Origin of the sequence: Prescottella equi (assembly GCF_002094305.1) — a bacterium.
GTDB lineage: Bacteria > Actinomycetota > Actinomycetes > Mycobacteriales > Mycobacteriaceae > Prescottella > Prescottella equi.
The window spans coordinates 18,301-35,329 of record NZ_LWTX01000002.1; the positions used below are offsets into that span (position 1 = coordinate 18,301).

The 17,029-nt window shown below is 68.3% G+C and carries 16 protein-coding genes; 6 read left to right on the plus strand and 10 right to left on the minus strand.

Translation table 11 applies throughout. The features are described from left to right. Complete coding sequence (locus tag A6I89_RS05660) at window positions 1-1,422, minus strand: cellulase family glycosylhydrolase (protein ID WP_044990668.1); 1,422 nt, start codon at window positions 1,420-1,422, stop codon at window positions 1-3. Window positions 1,423-1,490: 68 nt separating this feature from the next. On the opposite strand from A6I89_RS05660, the gene A6I89_RS05665 reads away from it, so the two are divergent. Together A6I89_RS05665 and A6I89_RS05670 are read left to right on the plus strand one after the other, a co-directional pair. Continuing rightward, entirely contained in the window at window positions 1,491-2,072 is a 582-nt protein-coding gene (locus A6I89_RS05665; protein WP_022594784.1) for a hypothetical protein, read from the plus strand. A gap of 260 nt (window positions 2,073-2,332) precedes the next feature. Continuing rightward, window positions 2,333-3,109 carry a histidine phosphatase family protein gene (locus tag A6I89_RS05670; protein WP_005514559.1) on the plus strand — a complete coding sequence of 259 codons (777 nt, stop codon included), beginning with the start codon at window positions 2,333-2,335 and terminating at the stop codon, window positions 3,107-3,109. Window positions 3,110-3,201: 92 nt separating this feature from the next. Here the strand turns inward: A6I89_RS05670 and A6I89_RS05675 are convergent, their stop codons facing one another. Beyond that, window positions 3,202-3,429, minus strand: coding sequence for a hypothetical protein (locus A6I89_RS05675; protein WP_139811864.1), 228 nt, complete (start codon window positions 3,427-3,429; stop codon window positions 3,202-3,204). 208 nt (window positions 3,430-3,637) lie between these two features. On the opposite strand from A6I89_RS05675, the gene A6I89_RS05680 reads away from it, so the two are divergent. Beyond that, on the plus strand, window positions 3,638-4,336 hold the full coding sequence (locus A6I89_RS05680; protein WP_022594781.1) for a hypothetical protein: 699 nt from the start codon (window positions 3,638-3,640) through the stop codon (window positions 4,334-4,336). A 16-nt stretch (window positions 4,337-4,352) separates the two neighbouring features. Here the strand turns inward: A6I89_RS05680 and A6I89_RS05685 are convergent, their stop codons facing one another. From A6I89_RS05685 to A6I89_RS05715, 7 genes are all read right to left on the minus strand, one after another. Next, entirely contained in the window at window positions 4,353-5,327 is a 975-nt protein-coding gene (locus A6I89_RS05685; RefSeq protein WP_022594780.1) for an alpha/beta fold hydrolase, read from the minus strand. A gap of 19 nt (window positions 5,328-5,346) precedes the next feature. Continuing rightward, the gene (locus tag A6I89_RS05690) at window positions 5,347-6,810 is read right to left on the minus strand and encodes an MFS transporter (RefSeq protein ID WP_022594779.1); all 1,464 of its coding nucleotides are present in this window, start codon (window positions 6,808-6,810) and stop codon (window positions 5,347-5,349) included. A gap of 67 nt (window positions 6,811-6,877) precedes the next feature. After that, window positions 6,878-7,957, minus strand: a complete 1,080-nt coding sequence (locus A6I89_RS05695; RefSeq protein WP_022594778.1) for an alcohol dehydrogenase catalytic domain-containing protein — start codon at window positions 7,955-7,957, stop codon at window positions 6,878-6,880. Window positions 7,958-7,959: 2 nt separating this feature from the next. Then, window positions 7,960-9,144, minus strand: a complete 1,185-nt coding sequence (locus tag A6I89_RS05700; RefSeq protein ID WP_022594777.1) for an LLM class flavin-dependent oxidoreductase — start codon at window positions 9,142-9,144, stop codon at window positions 7,960-7,962. 278 nt (window positions 9,145-9,422) lie between these two features. Next, window positions 9,423-10,367, minus strand: coding sequence for an alpha/beta hydrolase (locus A6I89_RS05705; protein ID WP_022594776.1), 945 nt, complete (start codon window positions 10,365-10,367; stop codon window positions 9,423-9,425). 125 nt (window positions 10,368-10,492) lie between these two features. Continuing rightward, a complete protein-coding gene (locus tag A6I89_RS05710; protein ID WP_022594775.1) occupies window positions 10,493-11,131 on the minus strand; it encodes a TetR/AcrR family transcriptional regulator in 639 nt (212 codons plus the stop codon). A 59-nt stretch (window positions 11,132-11,190) separates the two neighbouring features. Beyond that, complete coding sequence (locus A6I89_RS05715; protein ID WP_022594774.1) at window positions 11,191-13,125, minus strand: flavin-containing monooxygenase; 1,935 nt, start codon at window positions 13,123-13,125, stop codon at window positions 11,191-11,193. Between the two features lie 233 nt (window positions 13,126-13,358). Here A6I89_RS05715 and A6I89_RS05720 point away from each other — a divergent pair, with 233 nt between their 5' ends. Together A6I89_RS05720 and A6I89_RS05725 are read left to right on the plus strand one after the other, a co-directional pair. Further along, window positions 13,359-14,294: an SDR family NAD(P)-dependent oxidoreductase gene (locus A6I89_RS05720; protein WP_022594773.1), complete on the plus strand. Its 936-nt coding sequence runs from the start codon at window positions 13,359-13,361 to the stop codon at window positions 14,292-14,294. A 27-nt stretch (window positions 14,295-14,321) separates the two neighbouring features. Then, on the plus strand, window positions 14,322-15,248 hold the full coding sequence (locus tag A6I89_RS05725; protein WP_022594772.1) for an alpha/beta hydrolase: 927 nt from the start codon (window positions 14,322-14,324) through the stop codon (window positions 15,246-15,248). A gap of 3 nt (window positions 15,249-15,251) precedes the next feature. Here the strand turns inward: A6I89_RS05725 and A6I89_RS05730 are convergent, their stop codons facing one another. Next, window positions 15,252-15,848: a TetR/AcrR family transcriptional regulator gene (locus A6I89_RS05730; protein WP_022594771.1), complete on the minus strand. Its 597-nt coding sequence runs from the start codon at window positions 15,846-15,848 to the stop codon at window positions 15,252-15,254. Between the two features lie 56 nt (window positions 15,849-15,904). Here A6I89_RS05730 and A6I89_RS05735 point away from each other — a divergent pair, with 56 nt between their 5' ends. After that, a complete protein-coding gene (locus tag A6I89_RS05735) occupies window positions 15,905-17,026 on the plus strand; it encodes a winged helix DNA-binding domain-containing protein (RefSeq protein ID WP_022594770.1) in 1,122 nt (373 codons plus the stop codon). Window positions 17,027-17,029 lie beyond the last annotated feature (3 nt).

Genomic DNA, 17,029 nt, shown 5'->3' on the forward strand with positions numbered 1-17,029 from the left:
TCAGCCGCGCGGTGTGACGGTGACCGTGACCTCCTGCCGGGTGGCCGGCGCGCGCAAGGTCAGGATTCGGGTCTCGGGATTCCAGTTTGCAACGTGCGCACCGTCGACGTCGGGACCGTCCGGGAAGGTCCGCACCGGCAGGTACACCTCGGTGGGTGCAGTGATCGACAGGTTCGGCACATAGGAGAATTCGAGGCGGTCCGCGTCGGCCGCCCATCGGACGGGTTGCCCGGCGATCGCCCGCGGGTACGGCTCGTCCAGCGTCGCAACCAGATTCCGCTCGGTGCCGTCCTCCTCGTACGGACCCCAGGGCCCGGGGTCCCGCGACCAGTAGGAGACACCGGCACCCATCTCGCGGGCGGTGTCGTAGATCCGGTTCACGTAGTCCAGGGCACCGGGCAGTGTGGTGTCGAGTCCGAACTCTCCCAAAATGATCGGCACGTTCCCGAGTTCTGCCGCGGTGCGCAGGACGTTGCCGCGCCACGCGTCGATCGTCGCGTCCACCTGGGTCCGGGAACTGCCGGTATATCCGCCGCCGAGATCCATCGGCAGCGGGTAGATGTGCGGGCAGTACGCGACGCGCTGCTCGCCGTCACGGGCGTCGTCGATGGGGCGCAGTCCGCTGGGCGTGCCCCAGTTGGTGCCCATCGCCTGCGGGGCGACGCACACCCAGGTGTCCTGGTCGACTTCGCGGATCGCGTCGGACGTCTTCTGGTACAGCGCCGTCAGCGGCCCGGCCTCGAACGCCGGCCCCTGCAGGGTGCCGCCGTACGGCTCGTTCATCAGGTCGTACGCGACCACCGCGGGGTTGCCGGCGAAACGTTCGGCGACCGCGCGCCACGCGTTCGCGTAGTGGTCGGTGAGTTCCGGATGCTTGCCGGTGGTGTTCCAGAAGTTGTCGAACGCCCGGATCACGCCGGGCTCGAGGTAGTACATCTCCCACATGTCGTTGTCGCCCACGGGCAGCCCGTCCAGGTACGTCGCCCACGCCGGCGCTCCGTTGCCGTTCTGTCCGCTCGGGGTGATGGCGCTCGAGTACAGGTCCTGGTGCATGTCGAGCATGACGCTGTAGCCGCGTTCGGCGTACCAGTCGACGCGTTCGGCGACGCGGTCCAGATACTCCTGGCTGTACACACCGGGTTCGGGTTCCACCGACCGCCACGAGATGAGGAACCGCACGAAGTTGGTGCCCATGTCGGTGTGCTCGCGGTCGAGGTCCGCCTCGGTGAACGTCGGCATGCCGTCCGGCGTGCTCTTGGCGCTCGATGCGGTGTTGAAGCCGTTGAGGATCAGCGCACGGCCGGCGTCGTCGGTGAGGTATGCGGTCGACGGTGCCGGGTCTGCCCGGAGCGCGGCACCGATGCCCCCGGCGAGGACCAGTGCCCCGACGGCCGCCAAGGACAGCACCCTCACACGTCCCACCGCTCCACCACTCACTTTCGCACGCAAAACCTGGACGATCGTCCTACTTACTGGGCTAATGTTGCGCCATGTCTGTCCAGTCCGGGGCGTTTTCGGCAAGGCCGCTGATCCAGCGGATCGCGGCGGGTCCGTGGCCCGCGACCGCGACGCTCGTCCTCGCGTCGATCCTGTTCGGCACGTGGTCGATCACCGGCCGGGTCCTCACGTTCACCCCGGAGTTGCTGATCCCCAGCGCGATCGGGTTGCCGTTCGGGATCCCGCCGCTGCGCCTGTTCCCGTTGGGCGACACCACGTGGACGTTCTGGTTCGTCGACGTCGTCGCCGCCCTCGTGATGATCGCGACGGCCTGGTTCCGGTTGTCCGCGAGCCGGCGCCGCCCGTTCCTCGCCGGCCTGCTCGCCACCATGCTCGGTGTCGCGGTCGGCAACCTCGTGCGCATCGTGTATCTCAGCTTCGAGACCCATCAGGGCCTCGGAACGTATGCCCTCGCAGTCATTCTCGGCCTGGTCGTCTCCGCGCTGTGGGGCGCCGCCGTCGGGATTGTCGTCGGGCTGGCGCACCTGCTCGACGACCGGCTCCGACGTCCCGTCGAACCGGTGCCGGCGAAGACTCGCGCTGCGGGGCGTCGCGTCAGGGCCGGATCGCGCTGAGCCGGAGCGTCACCGACCATCAGTCGGTACGACATGGGGGTGATCGACCGGACCGTCCGGGGCGTCCGCAGCCGCCAATCGCATCGGCCGCACCATCCGCTGATTCACCTGATGCGCCGCAGACTCACGCGCGCGGTCCGGCGTACGCGGGCTCCCATTGGATGGGAGACCCCGTAGTCGGTCCCGACCACGAGCTGCTTCTGTGATCTTCGACACCCCGCAATTCGGTCCTTCGGCACACCTGAAGTGGGGTCCCCCCGATGAAAGGCTTTCTCACCATGCGAATCCGACCTCTCCGGCTGTCCGTTGCGGTGATGGCGACCGCGGTCGCGGCCACAACCGCTGCCACCGGCGTCGCGTCCGCCGACATCTCCTTCGGAAGTCTCGGAGGCAGCTTCGGCAGCAGTTTCGGCAGCAGCGACGGCGATATGGTCATCACCCTGGTGCGCCACGCCGAGTCCGCCGGCAACCTCTCCGGACTGGTCGATACCAAGGTGCCCGGACCCGATCTGACGCCACGTGGCCGGACGCAGGCCGACAATCTGGCCGTCCAGCTGGCCGACCAGAATTTCGACTGCGGCTTCGCGTCCAACATGGTGCGTACCGCGCAGACTGCGGCACCGACCGTCGCCGAGCACGACCTGAGCCTCGACATTCAGCCCGGTTTCCGGGAGATCGAGGCAGGCGACTACGAGGGCACCCCGGAGGCCGAGGCGCTGTCCGGTTATCTGCAGGCGCCGATCAAGTGGCTCTCCGGCGACCTGAACGCACGGATTCCAGGCTCCATCGACGGCAACGAGTTCGACGACCGATTCGATGAGGCACTGCTCGATGTGCAGCGCCGCGGCTGCACCAACCCGGTGATCTTCTCGCACGGCGGCACGATCATGTTCTGGTCCATGATGAACGCCGACAACGCCGACATGAGCAAGCTCGGCACCGATCCGATGCGTAACGGCGGCCACGTCACCCTCGAAGGCAGCCCGCAGAAGGGCTGGACGATCGTCGACTGGGTCGGCCACCCGGACCTCGGCTGATTCACCCCTTCCGCGCCCCGGTCGTCATCGACACAATCGATGGCACCGGGGCGCAGTCGTATCCCGGCCGGGTGTGCCGCCTCGCCTCGCGGTCAGCGGCTGTCGAGGACGTCGAGCAGCAGCCGCAACACCTCGACCTCCTCACGCAGTTTGCCGACACCGTGAGCGGTGATCCGGATCCAGGAACGGACGCGACGACCGGTGTACTCGCGGTGCACCTCGACGCAACCGGCCCCGAGCACCAGAAGGTTCGGCGCGCCGAACGAGCAGTCGGAGCGCCACATGACGTATGACCCCGCGGTGTGAGAGCGTCTCGACATGGGCAGAACCAACACCTGGCCGGTGCTCGACCGCGGGACGCGACTGTGGTGAAGGACAGTTGGCCGCCGCATCGATCTCGAAGGTGACCACGCGTGGCTGGCCGCGCCGGTCTCCGGGCGCGGCGCCGTCGCCGACCGTTGGCTCCCCGCCGAGGCCGAACGCATCGGCGGTCGAATCGACCGCGACCCCGACCCGTGGTCCGGGCTATTGCCCAGTCTGGACGCTCTGGCCGGTCCCGGCTTCGATCCGGCAGCGGTGCATCCGGCGCTCCGAGACTTCTACGAACACACCTCGGCGTGGCGAATGGACGCGTGGACGAAGTGGTCTCGCGGATTCGCCGGACCGGGGGCCGTGATCGAGTCGCTGTACGGCAAACGCCTGCAGCAACTCGCGCTACCCGTGGATGCACTGGCCGTCGCGCACGGCGTCGACAGCGAGATCGTGCGGATCGTCGGACCGGACGGCACGCACGCCGGGTCGGCGTGGCTCCGTACTCTGCGCAAGACCGGTGACTACATGTTCAGCGGTTACTACCGGGTCGGCCGGCTTCCCGGTCACGATCAGCCCAGCGTCCACGTCAGCTTCCCGCTCGAGCAGGGCAACGTGCAGGTGTATCTCCGCCCGTCGAACGGGCCCGGCGGCGCGATGACGCTGTCGTCACCGCCCGGGCCGTTCGGCGACGACGGTGCGTACGTCATGGTGATCGACGATGGACGGACGTATGCCGCCCGCGTGCCGGTGCACGAGGAATTCCGGCTCTACGTCGACGACGAGGGCATCGCCCGGACGGACCATGTCCTGAAGCTGTGGGGCGCCACGGCTGTTCGCCTGCACTACCGCCTGGTTCCGGTCCCCGACGCGCACTCGATCTCGGCTGCCGCCCGTGCAGCAGCCGAGATCGACTGAACGGCATCCACTACGGTCAGAAGTGCCGGTTGAGCCACTCGACGAGAATCTCGTTGGTGCCCTGTGGATCCTCGAGTTGCGTCCAGTGCCCGGTATCGATCATGCGGCGCTCGAAGGTCTCGAAGTACTGCAGCAGGTTGTCGGTGAGCATCGGATGGCAGATCGGGTCGTGTCGCGCCGCGACCAGCAGCGCGGGAACCCCGACCTTGGGCACGACGCCGTCCGGGAACAGTTCGGTGTGCACCTCCCAGTTGCGGATGATGCTGTGGTACCAGCTCAGTCCTCCACCGAAGCCGGTGCGCGCATAGGATTCCGCGTAGTAGCGCAGCTCTTGCGTGTCGAGGACGACCTCGCCCGGCCACGTCGACTCGTCGTCGGCGAGCCAGTGGATGTAGCTCATCGACTCGGGATCGTGCGTCCCGGAGCGGGACAGGTTGGTCCCCGACCCGGTGTCGCGCCGCATGAAGAACCGGAAGGTGCGCTCGGCGTCCTTGTCGAGGAGTTCCTCACATTCGGGAGTCTGGAAGTGCGCCACGTAGTTTCGCGGGCCGTACGCCTGCTCGTACTTCTCGATCGGGTTCTCGCGCGAGTACCCGAACGGCGTGTTGAGCGTGATGACACCCGCCACGGAGTCGGGCTGCAGGTAGGGCATCATCCACGACACCATGCCACCGAAGTCGTGACCCACCACGACGGCCTTCTCGTAACCGGCGTCGGCGACGAGTGCGGCGACGTCGGCGGTGGTCTCGGCGATGCTGTAGGCGCGGCGGTCGGCGGGGCCGGACGACTGTCCATAGCCCCGCATGTCCGGGGCCATGACGTGGAACCCGGCGTCGGCGATGGGTTGCAGCTGGTGCCGCCACGAAGCGGCCAGCTCGGGAAATCCGTGGCACAGCACGACACACACGTCGCGGGTGTCGTGCTCGGGGATCGCCTCGAAGACGGCGAGGCGGGCGCCGTCCGTGTCGACGAATCTCGGCTCGGGAAGCATGTCTACAAGTCCTTTCGGGTCAGTGAGTGTGCGAGGCAACGGCTCGCTCGTTACGCGGGATCGCGAGCGAGACCAGCGCGCCGATCGCAGCGGCGCCCGCCGCAACCAGGAACGCACTGCGGAAGCCGGCGGACTCGTACGCGACGCCGTGGCCGTCGGTGGCCACGACGTAGTGCGCGAGCACCGTGAATCCGACGGTGGAGATCAGCGTCCCGGCCAGTGTCTGGGCGACGCCGACGAAGTTGGATCCGACGGCGCGCTCGGTCTCGGGGAGGGCGAGCAGCGCGAGGTTCGGGACGGCCGCGTAGATCATGCAGCCGAGGCCGAACACCACCCACGCGAGCACTATCACCGCCGGGACGGTCGGCACCGCCGACAGCACCGCGGCCGCGGTCGCGATGAACACCGCACCGAACACCAGGTGGTTGTGGAAACCGATCCGCTTGGCGGTGGCGCCGACGATGAATCCGCTTGCGACGATCATCAACTGGCCCGGCAGTAGCCAGCCGGCCATCTCCGTCGCAGACAAACCGAACCCGTACGAGGTGCTCTCGGGGGCCTGCAGCAGCATCGGCGTGAGGCTTGCGAGCAGCGTCGTGGCGCCGTATGCGATGCCGCCGCCGATGAGTGTGTACCGCAGGGCCGGCTTCGCGATGAGGTCGAGACGGATCAGTGGCTCGTCGGTGCGGCGCTCCCACCACACCCAGACGGCGAAGCCGACGAGCGCGACCGCGACACACGTGATCGTGCGACCGTCGGTCAGTCCCCACTCCTTGCCGCGCGATAGCCCGACCATGATGACGAACATGCTCGCCGCCAGCAGCACCGCACCGAGCCAGTCGATGCGCGCGTGCGACCGGATCGGCGTCTCCGGCACGAAAAAGAACGTCAGCAGCGCACCGATCGCGCAGAAGCCGAACGCGAACCAGAACACCGACCGGACGCCGAGATGGTCGATGAGTACACCGGCGACGAGCAGCGCCCCGACACCGACGGCGCCGACGCCGGTGTTCGCGATGCTGATCGAGATGGGTTGCAACCGCGCTGGGAACGTGTCGCGAATGAGCGTGTACCCCAAGGCGAGGCAGGCGAAGCCGGCGCCCGACAGGAAGCGCCCCGCAACCAGCACCGGGAAGATCGGTGCGGTCGCGGAGATCAGGGCGCCGAGCGCACCGATCGCCGCGGTGACGACGAGCATCTTCTTCTTGCCGTACAGATCGGCGAGCTTGCCGATGATGGGCGACGCGACCGCGCCCGACAGTGTGAAGGCCGTCATCACCCACACGACCTGCGTGGTCTGGAACTCCGCCGCGACCTTGGGCAGCGTGGGTGCGAACAGTGAGAATCCCAGCGCCGACTGCTCGGTGAGCAGCAGCAGAATCAGAAGGGCGCGCACCCAGTACCGGGTGGGCCGCTCGATCGTGTCCGTCGACGCCGGGCCGACGCGTTGTTCATCCGGTCCGTCGTTGGTCCGCAAAGACATGGAAACCTCGCTCGAATGAGTAGGGACAGAACTGGATCGAAGTCCGCACGTGAAGTGCGGTCGGGGCTCACGCCGAGCCGACGCCCCGCGGCAGGACCATGATCTTGACGTGGTCGTCCGGCGCCCGGAGAGCATCGAATGCGGACGCGACCCCGCCGAGATCCACCCTGCCGGTGATGATCGCGTCGGCGTCGATCTCTCCGGAAGCGAGGCGTTGGAGCACGATCTCGTAGCCGCGCTCGGTGGGGCCGTGCCCGAAGTTGATCGCGATCCGGCGCAGTTGGCCGATGACCGGGATGATCGTCTCGTCGGCGAACGGTGCGGCCAGGACCTGGATCCGGGAGTCGTAGGGCAGGTTCCGCAGGAGCATGTCGAGCATCCCCTGGCGTCCGCTGCATTCGTAGGCGATGAGGATTCCCCCGCCGCCGCGCTCCGGGTCGTTGTGGCCGCCGGCGACCATGCGGTTCCACACCTCGATCGGATCGTCCTCGGACGGGTCGACCACGACGTCCGCGCCCATCCTCAGGGCGAGTTCCCGACGCTTCGGTGAGGGCTCGGACGCGATCACGGTGTGGGCGCCGCGCGCCTTGGCCGCGACGATCGCGCCGAGACCGATCGTGCCGCAGCCCAGCACGAGAGCCGAGTCCAGGTCGGTCAACCCGGAACGTTGCATGTGCAGTTCGCCGACGTGCAGCGGTTCCGCGAGGGCGGCGTGCTCGAACGACAACCCGTCCGGGATGCGGCGCACCCACACCGCGTCGACGAGGATCTGATCACCGAACCCGCCGTGGTACGTGTTCGAGTACCCGATGATCTTCGGGATGCCCGTGGAGGTGTCGGTGACGATCCCGAGTCCCGCCACTCGATCACCGACCGCGAAACCGGTGACGCCCGCGCCGATTTCGGCGACGACGCCGGCGTACTCGTGGCCGAGCACCACCGGACGATCGTGGTCGAACGTGGCGAGGGGGTAACGTGCGGCGTCGACGACGTCGACGAAGCGGCACGGGTCCTTCGACACGCTCAGGTCGCTGCCGCAGATGCCGCAGGCCATGACGTCGATCCGCAGCTGCCCGGGCCCGGGAGCGGGAAGGTCGGCAACGTCGGCGAGCGTGAACTCGCCCCGATGGAACTGGACGGCGCGCATGTTCAGGCCCCCGTCTGCGCGGGCGCGCCGTAGTAGTCGGCGCTCGCCTTCTGGAGAGCCCCCACCAGGTTGCCGATGAGGTACTCGCGGTTGTCCTCGGCGAACTGCAGACTCGCCTGCCGCCGGACGTTGCGCCGACGGAAGTGCGGGACGACCTCGGAGGCGAACAGTTCGTAACTGCGCTTGGTGTCCTCCCAATTCGCCATGTCGACGTGCAGGATGAGCATGGTCCCGAAGCCGCCGGTCTTCTCGATGAGTCGCTCGATCTGCGCGATCGCCTGGTCCGGAGTGCCGATGATCGCCTGACCGAACTCACCCAGCGAATCGTGGCGCCAGTGGTCGATGACGCCCTGCGGGGTCTCGCCCCACTCGGGGTAGCGGCCGTTCTGGCGGTTCGCGTAGTAGGCCATCGACTGGATGCGGCGGCTCACGGCGCGCTCGGCGTCGGCTTGGGTCTCGGCGAGGAACATCGGATTCACGACGCGCCACGTGGACCGATCCGCGGTGTGCCCGTGCTCGGCCGACACCTTCTCGTAGATTGCCCAGTTCCGGTCGAGCGCATCGAAACCGGACGGCGAGCTGGCCGCCAGCGACAGCAGCGACAGTCCGTTCGTGCCGGCCAGCACGGACCCGTTGGGTGAGATCGTCGACGCCGTGACGACCTCGATGCCCGCGGGATCGTATGTGGGCAACTGCGCGCGGGCGTCCCGCAGCGTGAACCAGTCCGTTTCCATGTTCACGATCTCGCCGCGGATCAGCGGCAGGATCGCCTCGAGTGCCTCGCCCTGTCGTCGCCGCTGCTCGCTGGGATCGATGCCCATCATGTGCGCATCCAGCGGGATTTTTCCCGGCCCGGTCCCGAAGATGACGCGCCCGCGAGTCTGCAGGTCGAGCTGCATGATCCGGTCGACGGTGATCAGCGGGTGGTGGTAAGGCAGCGAGACGACGCCGGTGCCGAACCGGATTCGTTCCGTCCGCTCGGCGGCCGCGGCGATGAACACTTCCGGCGACGGCACGATCTCAGCGCCCGTCGAGTGGTGCTCCCCCATCCAGGCTTCCTCGAATCCCAGGTGATCGAGGTGCTCCATCAGGTCGATGTCACGCCGCAACTGAAGAGCCGGATCGGCGTCGAGGGGGTGGAACGGTGCCAGGAAAGCTCCGAATCTGATCGAGTCCGGTGTCCACATGTCGTCTCCTGCCTCGGTGATGCGTCGAACTTCTCGACGTCCGAGGTCTATCAAAGATTTGAAACAGGTATTCGAATTCTTGCGAATCGGAGTTCACGCCTCCCACTCAGCGGGAGATTTCGACACCCTCGACGACCACGGCCGGAACCGGCGAATACGCCTGTGACGGTGCAGCTTCGAACATCACGCCAGCTGAACCCCGGACCGAGAACAGGGAAGCCCGCACCCCGATCACGGATGATCGAGGTGCGGGCTTCCTTCCCGACGGCCGACCGGAGTCAGTCCGGTTCCGCGAGTGCCGTCTTCAGTCCGAGATGCATATCCTCACGCGTTCGATCGGAGACCGAGAACCCTGCAAAGCCGTTGGATCCGTGGAACGTCCCGGGCCGGTGATGCAGTTCGACTGGCACACCGGCACGCAGCAGCCGGAGCGCGTACTCGATGGCCTCGTCGCGCAGGGGGTCCAGTTCGTTCGCTGAGATCCACGCCGGAGGCAGTCCCGCGACGTCCTCGGCGCGCGCCGCTGCGGCGTAGGGCGGGGTCTGCCCCGATCGATCGCCCAGATAGAAGTCCCACCCCAGAACCGCCTGCCCATGGGTCCACAGCGGCGTGTCCCTGAACTCGCGTATGGACGCGGTCTCCATGCGGTCGTCGAGCATCGGGTTGTCCAGCACCTGGTAGACGAGTCGCGGACCGTTCTCGTCACGCACCCGCAGCGCGAGGGCCGCCGCGAGCCCGGCACCGGCGCTGACACCTCCGACGGCAAGTCGTGCCGGATCGACTCCGAGTTCGTCGCCGTGAGCCGCTACCCAGGTCAGCGCTGCGCAGCAGTCGTCGAGTCCTGCCGGATACGGATGCTCGGGCGCCAGACGGTACTCCACGCTGACGACGACGCACCCCACCACGTCCGCGATCTCGACGCAGGCACGCTCGGATGCCTCGATCTCGCCGAAGACGTAGCCGCCGCCGTGGAACCACACGAGCGCCCCTACCTCGGACGAGGACCCGCCCGGAGCGTAGATCCGCACCGGCACGTCCGGCGCACCGGCCGGCCCCGGGACGAGACGGTCGACCACCGTCATGCCCGGCGGTCGCCGCACCGCCGCGGCCAGTTCGGCCGCACGGACCCGCTGACGCTCGCGGAAGGCCGCGGGCTCGGCGATGTCCACCCGTGGGAGCGCGGGGACCAGGGGACGGAGTTCGGGGTGGATGCGGTCGATCAACGCAGGCTCCTGGCGGGCTCGGAACGGCACATGATCAGCAGTGACGCTGTCGGACCAGGATATGGAGGCACGTTTTCGACGGAAACGGGTGCGCCCACCGAGCGGGACGGCGCCGCCCGGGACCGTCACGTCAGCATGCGCTCCGCACCGCCGACGACGAAGGCCACGAGGTCCTCGTAGAATTCCGCCAGTTCGTCACCGTCGCGACGCGCCGCCTCGCCGGTCCACTCGTCCACCCGGCTGAGGGACTGCAGGAAGCTCATGACCGCGATGGGCCACCGCTGGTCGATCCGCTCGGGCGGTGTGTCGGGCAGCGCCCGCCGAACCTGTTCGCGCAACCGCAAGGACAACTCGTCCTGCCCCGTCGCGGTGACGGCGGGACGATTCTCGCGCGACACCTGTACGACGATCTTGATCCAGCGGACGCCTCGAACCCTTTGTTCCAGAAGCAGTTCCAGGTACGGGTCGGTGAGGGCTCGGACCACGTCCGCGAGGTCGGGCCGCGACGGGCACGACGCCAGCTTCTCGACGCGTACGGAGATCGCATCGGACACCCGCGTGCCGACATCCAGGAGCACCGCGGACAGGAGGTCTTCCTTGGAACCGAAGTGGTAGTGGACGGCGGCCGGCCCCTGGCCTGCCGCCGCGGTGACCGCACGCACCGACACCGCGTCCACTCCCTGCGCAGCGAAGAGCTTCTCGGCTGTCGCGATCAGGCGGGTCCGGGTGGCGTCACCCTGTCGATTCGGCATCGTGCGGGCCATGCGGTGAGCGTAGCCGACCTGCGAGAGCCGCCGTCACGAGCGGGAATCCGGGGATTCGACTAGAAGCGGAGCACGAAGTGCTCCTCGATCGGCGTGCGATGCTGCTGCCACACATCCACCAGCCGCCACGGGCTCGCGACGATCACGCGTCCGCTGTCGTTGCGGTAGTAGGTGTGGGCGCTGGGCGTGTGCCGCCACACGGTGTTCTCCATCGCCCGGTCGATCTCGTCGACGTACTCCTCGTAGGCCTCCCGGGTGGGTTCGAGCGACCGAGCGCCACGCTCGGCCAACAGATGCAGGCATTCCGTGAAGTAGTGCACTGCGACCTCGATACCGAAGTTGTTTCCGGCGCCGTGACTAGGGTTCGTGTTCGGTGCCGACGTGACGAACAGATTCGGAAAGCCCGGGACGGTCCCCCCGCGGTACGCCCGCGGGTTGCCCGACCATTCGTCGACGAGCGCACGCCCGTCACGACCACGAATGTCCATGGTGGACAGGAAGTCCAGATGAAAGCCCGTCGCGTACACGATGACGTCCACCTCCACGAGGGCGCCGTCCGGTGTCACGATGCCCTCGGGCACGATCCGGGCGGGCTCGGTCACGAGTACGTCGACGTGGTCGCGCGTGAGCGCCGCATAGTAGCCGCCCGGGTCGCGGATGATGCGCTTGCCGAACGGCGCGAAGTCGGGCGTCACCTTCGCGGCCAGGTCCGACCCGGCACCGAAGGTGCGGTCGATGTATGCGAGGCAGTCCTGCAGCAACATGTCGTTGGCGCGGGAGATCGACAGGTGCGTCGGCGCCCATTCCGGGTCGACGATCACCACCGGGTAGGCGCTGTCCGCGGACCCCCAGAAGGCTTTGAGCCGCAGCCAGTTCGCATAGAACGGGACGTGCCGGGACAGCCACCGGTGGTGTGCCGGGACAGCGTCGCTGTCACGCTTACGCGGCGCTACCCAGTGGGGTTGGCGCTGGAACAGCGTCAGATGTGCGACGTCGTCGACGATGGAGTCGACGATCTGCGCAGACGTGCAGCCGGCCCCGATCACCGCAACCCGCTTGCCGGTCAGGTCGAGTTCAGGATCCCACTCCCCCGAGTGGACGCTGACGCCCGCGAAGGAGTCCCGTCCCTCGACCCGTGGGAACTGCGGCCGGTTGAGATAACCGAGCGCGGTCACCACCGTCGCCGCGTGCGTCACCGATACGGTGCCGTCCGCAGCGCGCGCATGGACGGCCCACCGGTGCTCCGTCTCGTTCCAGACGAGCGACTCGACCGTGGTCCCGAAGCGGGTGTGGCGGCGTATCCCGTGCTTGTCGACGACCGCCTGCAGGTAGGCCTGATACTCGCCGCCCTTCGGGTAGTAGCTGGTCCAGTCCGAATTCAGCTCGGAGGACAACGAGTAGTACGACGACGGAGTGTCGACCCCGACGCCGGGGTACGTCTGGACGAGCCACGTGCCGCCGAGCTCGTCGTTGCGTTCGAGAATTTCGTACGAAACACCTTCCCGTTCCGCGGCCATCGCAGCCGCGATTCCGGCGAGCCCACCTCCGACGATTGCGACGTCCAGGGTGCGAGGCAGCGGCACGGTGCGCGGCAGCACCGGCTGCGCCGGGTGGAATCCTCCCTGCTCGAGGAGCATGGGCAGGAACTCGTCGCCGGGCGCCACCCCGAGCGCCAGCGGAACGAGCCGGGCGAAGAGTTCCGGGTCGTCCGGCGCGAGGCCGGGTGCCTTGCCGACGGCCAGCGCCACAGTCAGCTCCGCGACGATCGCGGCGGCCGTGGCGTGGTCGGTGACGCCGGCCATCTCGGGCGCATCCGGTACGTGGGAGATCGCGCCTTCGTACCGATCGAGTACGCCGGTGTCCCCCGTGACCTGTGCCAGCACCGCCAGCAGCACGGCCGGGTCGGCCGACCGCAGCCGGTCCGCGAGGGCTCCGGCATCGGCGGGCGAGCAGTCGTCGTCCGTAGCGGCGGGAGCGGCGGTGCTGGATGTCATCGAAATCTCCTTGCAGGACGGGTGGTCCGGGGCGGAACTCGCACAGCGCCCGCGCGATCCGGCTCGGTGACGTTCCTCGGGACAGTAGGCCACGGCAACCCGCCTGTCCATACCTTCATCCCGTTTACCAGACTCTCAGTCTGGTTTTTTGCTCGAATGTCTACCCTCGGGCCGTTTCGTCGGCTACCGTCCGATCCGTACCCCTCCGAGCCCAGCGAAAGGCGTTGCCGGCCATGAATGAACTTCGATTCGACGGACAGGTTGCACTCGTCACCGGCGTGTCCACCTTCGGGCTGGGCCTCACGTACGCGCGCACGCTCGCCGCGCGGGGTTGCGCGGTGGTGGTCAACGACCTCGGGCGCGATTGGGCCGGCGGCTCCAACGCCCCCGGAACCGACGAGGCCGTGCGCCTGATCGAGAGCGACGGCGGGACGGCGACGGGCGTGACCGGTGACGTCGTGACCGAGGCGGATCGCATCGTGCAGGCCGCGGTGGACACCTTCGGTCACCTGGACATCGTCGTCAACAACGCCGGAGCCGGCGGTGACTTCGATACCTTGGTGGACGTGCACCTGCGCGGCGCGCACCGCGTCACCGACGCCGCCTGGCCGCACCTGTCCGCCTCGGGCAACGGACGGATCCTCAACATCTCGTCGAACGGAAGCTACGGCGCCCCCGCGATGCCCGGTTACGCGGCCGCGAAGGGCGCGATCCTCTCCTTGACGCGAACGCAGGCGATTCTCGGGAAGCGAATCGGTGTGCGCTCCAACGCGATCCTCCCCGCGGCCTGGACCCGTTCAACCGCCGGCATCGAGCAGCCCGGATTCGGGGAGTTCCTGCAGGCGCACTTCCCACCCGAGGCGGTCGCGGCGTTCGCCGCGTATCTCCTGCACGCCGACACCACACTCACCGGCGAGGTATTCGCGGTGGGCGGCGGGCTGGTCTCCCGGGTGGTGCAGGCCGAGACACCGGGTGCCCTCACCGACGAACACACCCCGGAAGCGTGGTCCGCGCTCATCGACGAGGTGATGACGCCGGGGACCATGACCGTATCGAAATCGCTGTGGTCACAGCTCGATTCGTTCGTCTCCCGCATGGATCCCCGGACCCGCGCCGACTGGGAAGCAGTCAAGGTCGCCCCCGACGTCGACGGCAAGGTCACGGCCTGAATTTCCGGATCCGAGAGGACAACGCCCATGCTCGAGCTCGACCCCGACGTCGCCGCCTACCTCGGCACCCGTGAGGACTGGGTACCGATGCACGTGGCAGGCGTGCAGGCTGCCCGCACCGCCTTCGAGTCGCTGCCGCAGCGACCGGGCCCGGACATGCACCGGGTCGAGGACCGCGTCGTCGACGGCCCGCACGGACCGCTCCGCCTGCGGATCTACCACCCGGTCGACGCACCGGACCTGCCCGCGCTCGTGTACTTCCACGGGGGCGGTCTCGTCATCGGCAGCATCGACAGCTTCGATCGGCTCGCCCGTCTCCTGGCCGTGGCGTCGGGCGCAGTCGTGGTGAGCGTCGACTACCGGCTCGCTCCGGAACACCCTTACCCAGTGGCTACCGACGAGGCGTACTTCGCGACGCAGTGGGTGGCCGGCAACGCCGCCGGCCTCGGTATCGACGGAGATCGGATCGCGGTCGCCGGCGACAGCGCCGGCGCGACCCTCGCCGCCGGGGTGACCTTGCAGACCCGCGACGAGGGCGGGGCGCCGCTGGCGTTCCAGTTGCACATCTACGCGGGCATCGACCGCGACGACACCAGACCGTCGGTGCTCGAGTTCGCGGACGGCCCGATCATCACCGCCGGCGACTTCGCGTGGACGAAGAACCTGTATCTCGGTGACGATCCCAGCCGGGACCACCCGTACGGGGTGCCGAGCCTGGCAGCGGACCTGACGGTTCCGCCGGCGGCGATCGTGGTCACGGCGTCGCACGATCCCAGCCGCGACGGCGCCGAGGAATACGCACACCGCCTCCGGGACGCAGGGGTCCAGACCGCCGTTCTGCGGTATCCCGGTGTGGCGCACGGCTTCCTGATGCATGCCGATCTCCATGCCCGGGCGCGGCTGGCGCTCGCCGAGATCGGCGGCATCATGCGGGCCAAGTTCACGTACGGCTGAGCGCTACTCCGACCGCAGTGCCGCGCACCAGACGTCGGTGAGCGTGTCGATCGCGCCGTCGCGATCGACACGCCACCCGCGCACCATCCACGTGTTGAGGAACAGCTCGAGCCCACTGATGAGCAACAGCGCGCGCCGCTCGACGTCGGCGGCGTCGAACCGCCTCCACAACACAGTGTTCGCAGTGAGCGCCGCGACGAAGCGGCGGTGGTAGCCGAGGTAGAAGTCGTCGAACCGGACCACCCCGGCCGACTGGACGCGGAGCCTGTCTCCGCTCGCCTCCCACGCCTCGACGACGCGCCCCACCCAGGCACGGATCGTCGGTCGCGACCAGTCGTCCAAACCACCGAAATCGCGGTACAGCGCCTCGGCGCGGTCCCAGACCTCGACGACGATCTCGTGGGCGATGGCGTCCTTGCTCGGAAAGTACGAGTACAGCGTGGCACGGCTCGCGCCGGCCGCCTTGGCGATGTCGTCGATGGTCGTCTCGCGAAATCCCCGCTCGCCGATCAGCCGCGCTGCGGTGTCCAGCAGGTGTGCCCGGCTCCGCTGCTTCTGTAACGCGCGCAGGGACGGCTTCTCGCCGGGTTCGGTTTCCATACTCGCAGTCTAGTGTCCGTGCGCGTTTGTCCGAGACCGCCCTTACACTCACCGCTATGACCGTGGAAGTGACCCGCGCGCAGGTGCTCTCGTACCGGTGGCATGTCCAGCAACTCGATCGTCCCCCCGGTTCCGCGCAGAACCCCACCGACTGCGACCTTCTCGATCTCGGGATCCAGAACACCGGTCCCGACGGCGCGGCGTGGGCGCTCCACCTGCGGGGCACGCCGCCGGGCACCTCGGACGACCTCGCACTCGCCTGGACACTGCGCGGAGCACCACACCGGTACCGGCGCGCGGACCTGTCGGCGGTCGCGGTCGCCACCGCTCCACTGTCCGACGCGGACGCCGCCAAGCGCATCTTCGACGCCAACCGTCCGCTGAAGGCCGCGGGGATACCGACCTTCGACGCGCTTCGGACGGTGGCTGCCGAGATGCGCGACATCGTCCGGCAGCCCACCGTGAAGGGCGAGATGTCGTCGGCACTCACGGCGCGAATGGACGAGCCCTACCTGCGCTTCTGCCGTCCGTGCAATGCGACGCACATGTACGAGATGCCGTTTCGGCTCGCGGCGCTGCAGGCCGGTCTGGAACTGCGGCCCGAGACCTCACCGCCGGTGCTCGAACGGATCCCCGGATGGCGGGGCAAGCCTTACGCACGCACCGCCGCGGAGGCCGACGCCCGCTTCGACGTGATCCGCGGCTACCTGCGGTTCTTCGGTCCGACCGATCCCAAGGCAACCGCGTCGTACATCGACGCCCCGGTGAAGGACGTCAAGGCGCACTGGCCGTCCGACGTCACCGAAGTGTCGGTCGACGGCACCCCGAGGTGGATCCTGACCGAAAGCCTCGATGCGCTCCTCGGGCCGCCCGCCGACGCTTCGGTTCGCCTACTCGGGCCGTTCGACCCGTACCTGCAACTGAAGGATCGCGAACTACTCGTACCCGATGAGGACAATCGAAAAGCGCTGTGGCCCACGCTCGGCCGCCCCGGCGCCGTCGCCGTCGGTGGCGAGATCGTCGGCCTGTGGCGGCCGCGCACTTCGGGGAAGAAGCTGTCAGTGGAGGTGACCGCGTGGGAGAAACTGCCGGCGCGGACCAAGGCCGCGATCGAGGAGCAGGCCGACACGCTGGCTGCGTTCCGCGGTCAGTCTGCCGGCGCCGTGACGGTGCTGTGAATC

Excerpts from the sequence above, each read along its gene's own strand:
- A6I89_RS05665 (WP_022594784.1), top strand. The coding sequence starts at position 1,491 with ATGTCTGTCCAGTCCGGGGCGTTTTCGGCAAGGCCGCTGATCCAGCGG.
- A6I89_RS05670 (WP_005514559.1), top strand. The coding sequence starts at position 2,333 with ATGAAAGGCTTTCTCACCATGCGAATCCGACCTCTCCGGCTGTCCGTT.
- A6I89_RS05675 (WP_139811864.1), bottom strand. The coding sequence starts at position 3,429 with ATGTCGAGACGCTCTCACACCGCGGGGTCATACGTCATGTGGCGCTCC.
- A6I89_RS05685 (WP_022594780.1), bottom strand. The coding sequence starts at position 5,327 with ATGCTTCCCGAGCCGAGATTCGTCGACACGGACGGCGCCCGCCTCGCC.
- A6I89_RS05690 (WP_022594779.1), bottom strand. The coding sequence starts at position 6,810 with ATGTCTTTGCGGACCAACGACGGACCGGATGAACAACGCGTCGGCCCG.
- A6I89_RS05695 (WP_022594778.1), bottom strand. The coding sequence starts at position 7,957 with ATGCGCGCCGTCCAGTTCCATCGGGGCGAGTTCACGCTCGCCGACGTT.
- A6I89_RS05700 (WP_022594777.1), bottom strand. The coding sequence starts at position 9,144 with ATGTGGACACCGGACTCGATCAGATTCGGAGCTTTCCTGGCACCGTTC.
- A6I89_RS05710 (WP_022594775.1), bottom strand. The coding sequence starts at position 11,131 with ATGGCCCGCACGATGCCGAATCGACAGGGTGACGCCACCCGGACCCGC.
- A6I89_RS05715 (WP_022594774.1), bottom strand. The coding sequence starts at position 13,125 with ATGACATCCAGCACCGCCGCTCCCGCCGCTACGGACGACGACTGCTCG.
- A6I89_RS05720 (WP_022594773.1), top strand. The coding sequence starts at position 13,359 with ATGAATGAACTTCGATTCGACGGACAGGTTGCACTCGTCACCGGCGTG.
- A6I89_RS05725 (WP_022594772.1), top strand. The coding sequence starts at position 14,322 with ATGCTCGAGCTCGACCCCGACGTCGCCGCCTACCTCGGCACCCGTGAG.
- A6I89_RS05730 (WP_022594771.1), bottom strand. The coding sequence starts at position 15,848 with ATGGAAACCGAACCCGGCGAGAAGCCGTCCCTGCGCGCGTTACAGAAG.
- A6I89_RS05735 (WP_022594770.1), top strand. The coding sequence starts at position 15,905 with ATGACCGTGGAAGTGACCCGCGCGCAGGTGCTCTCGTACCGGTGGCAT.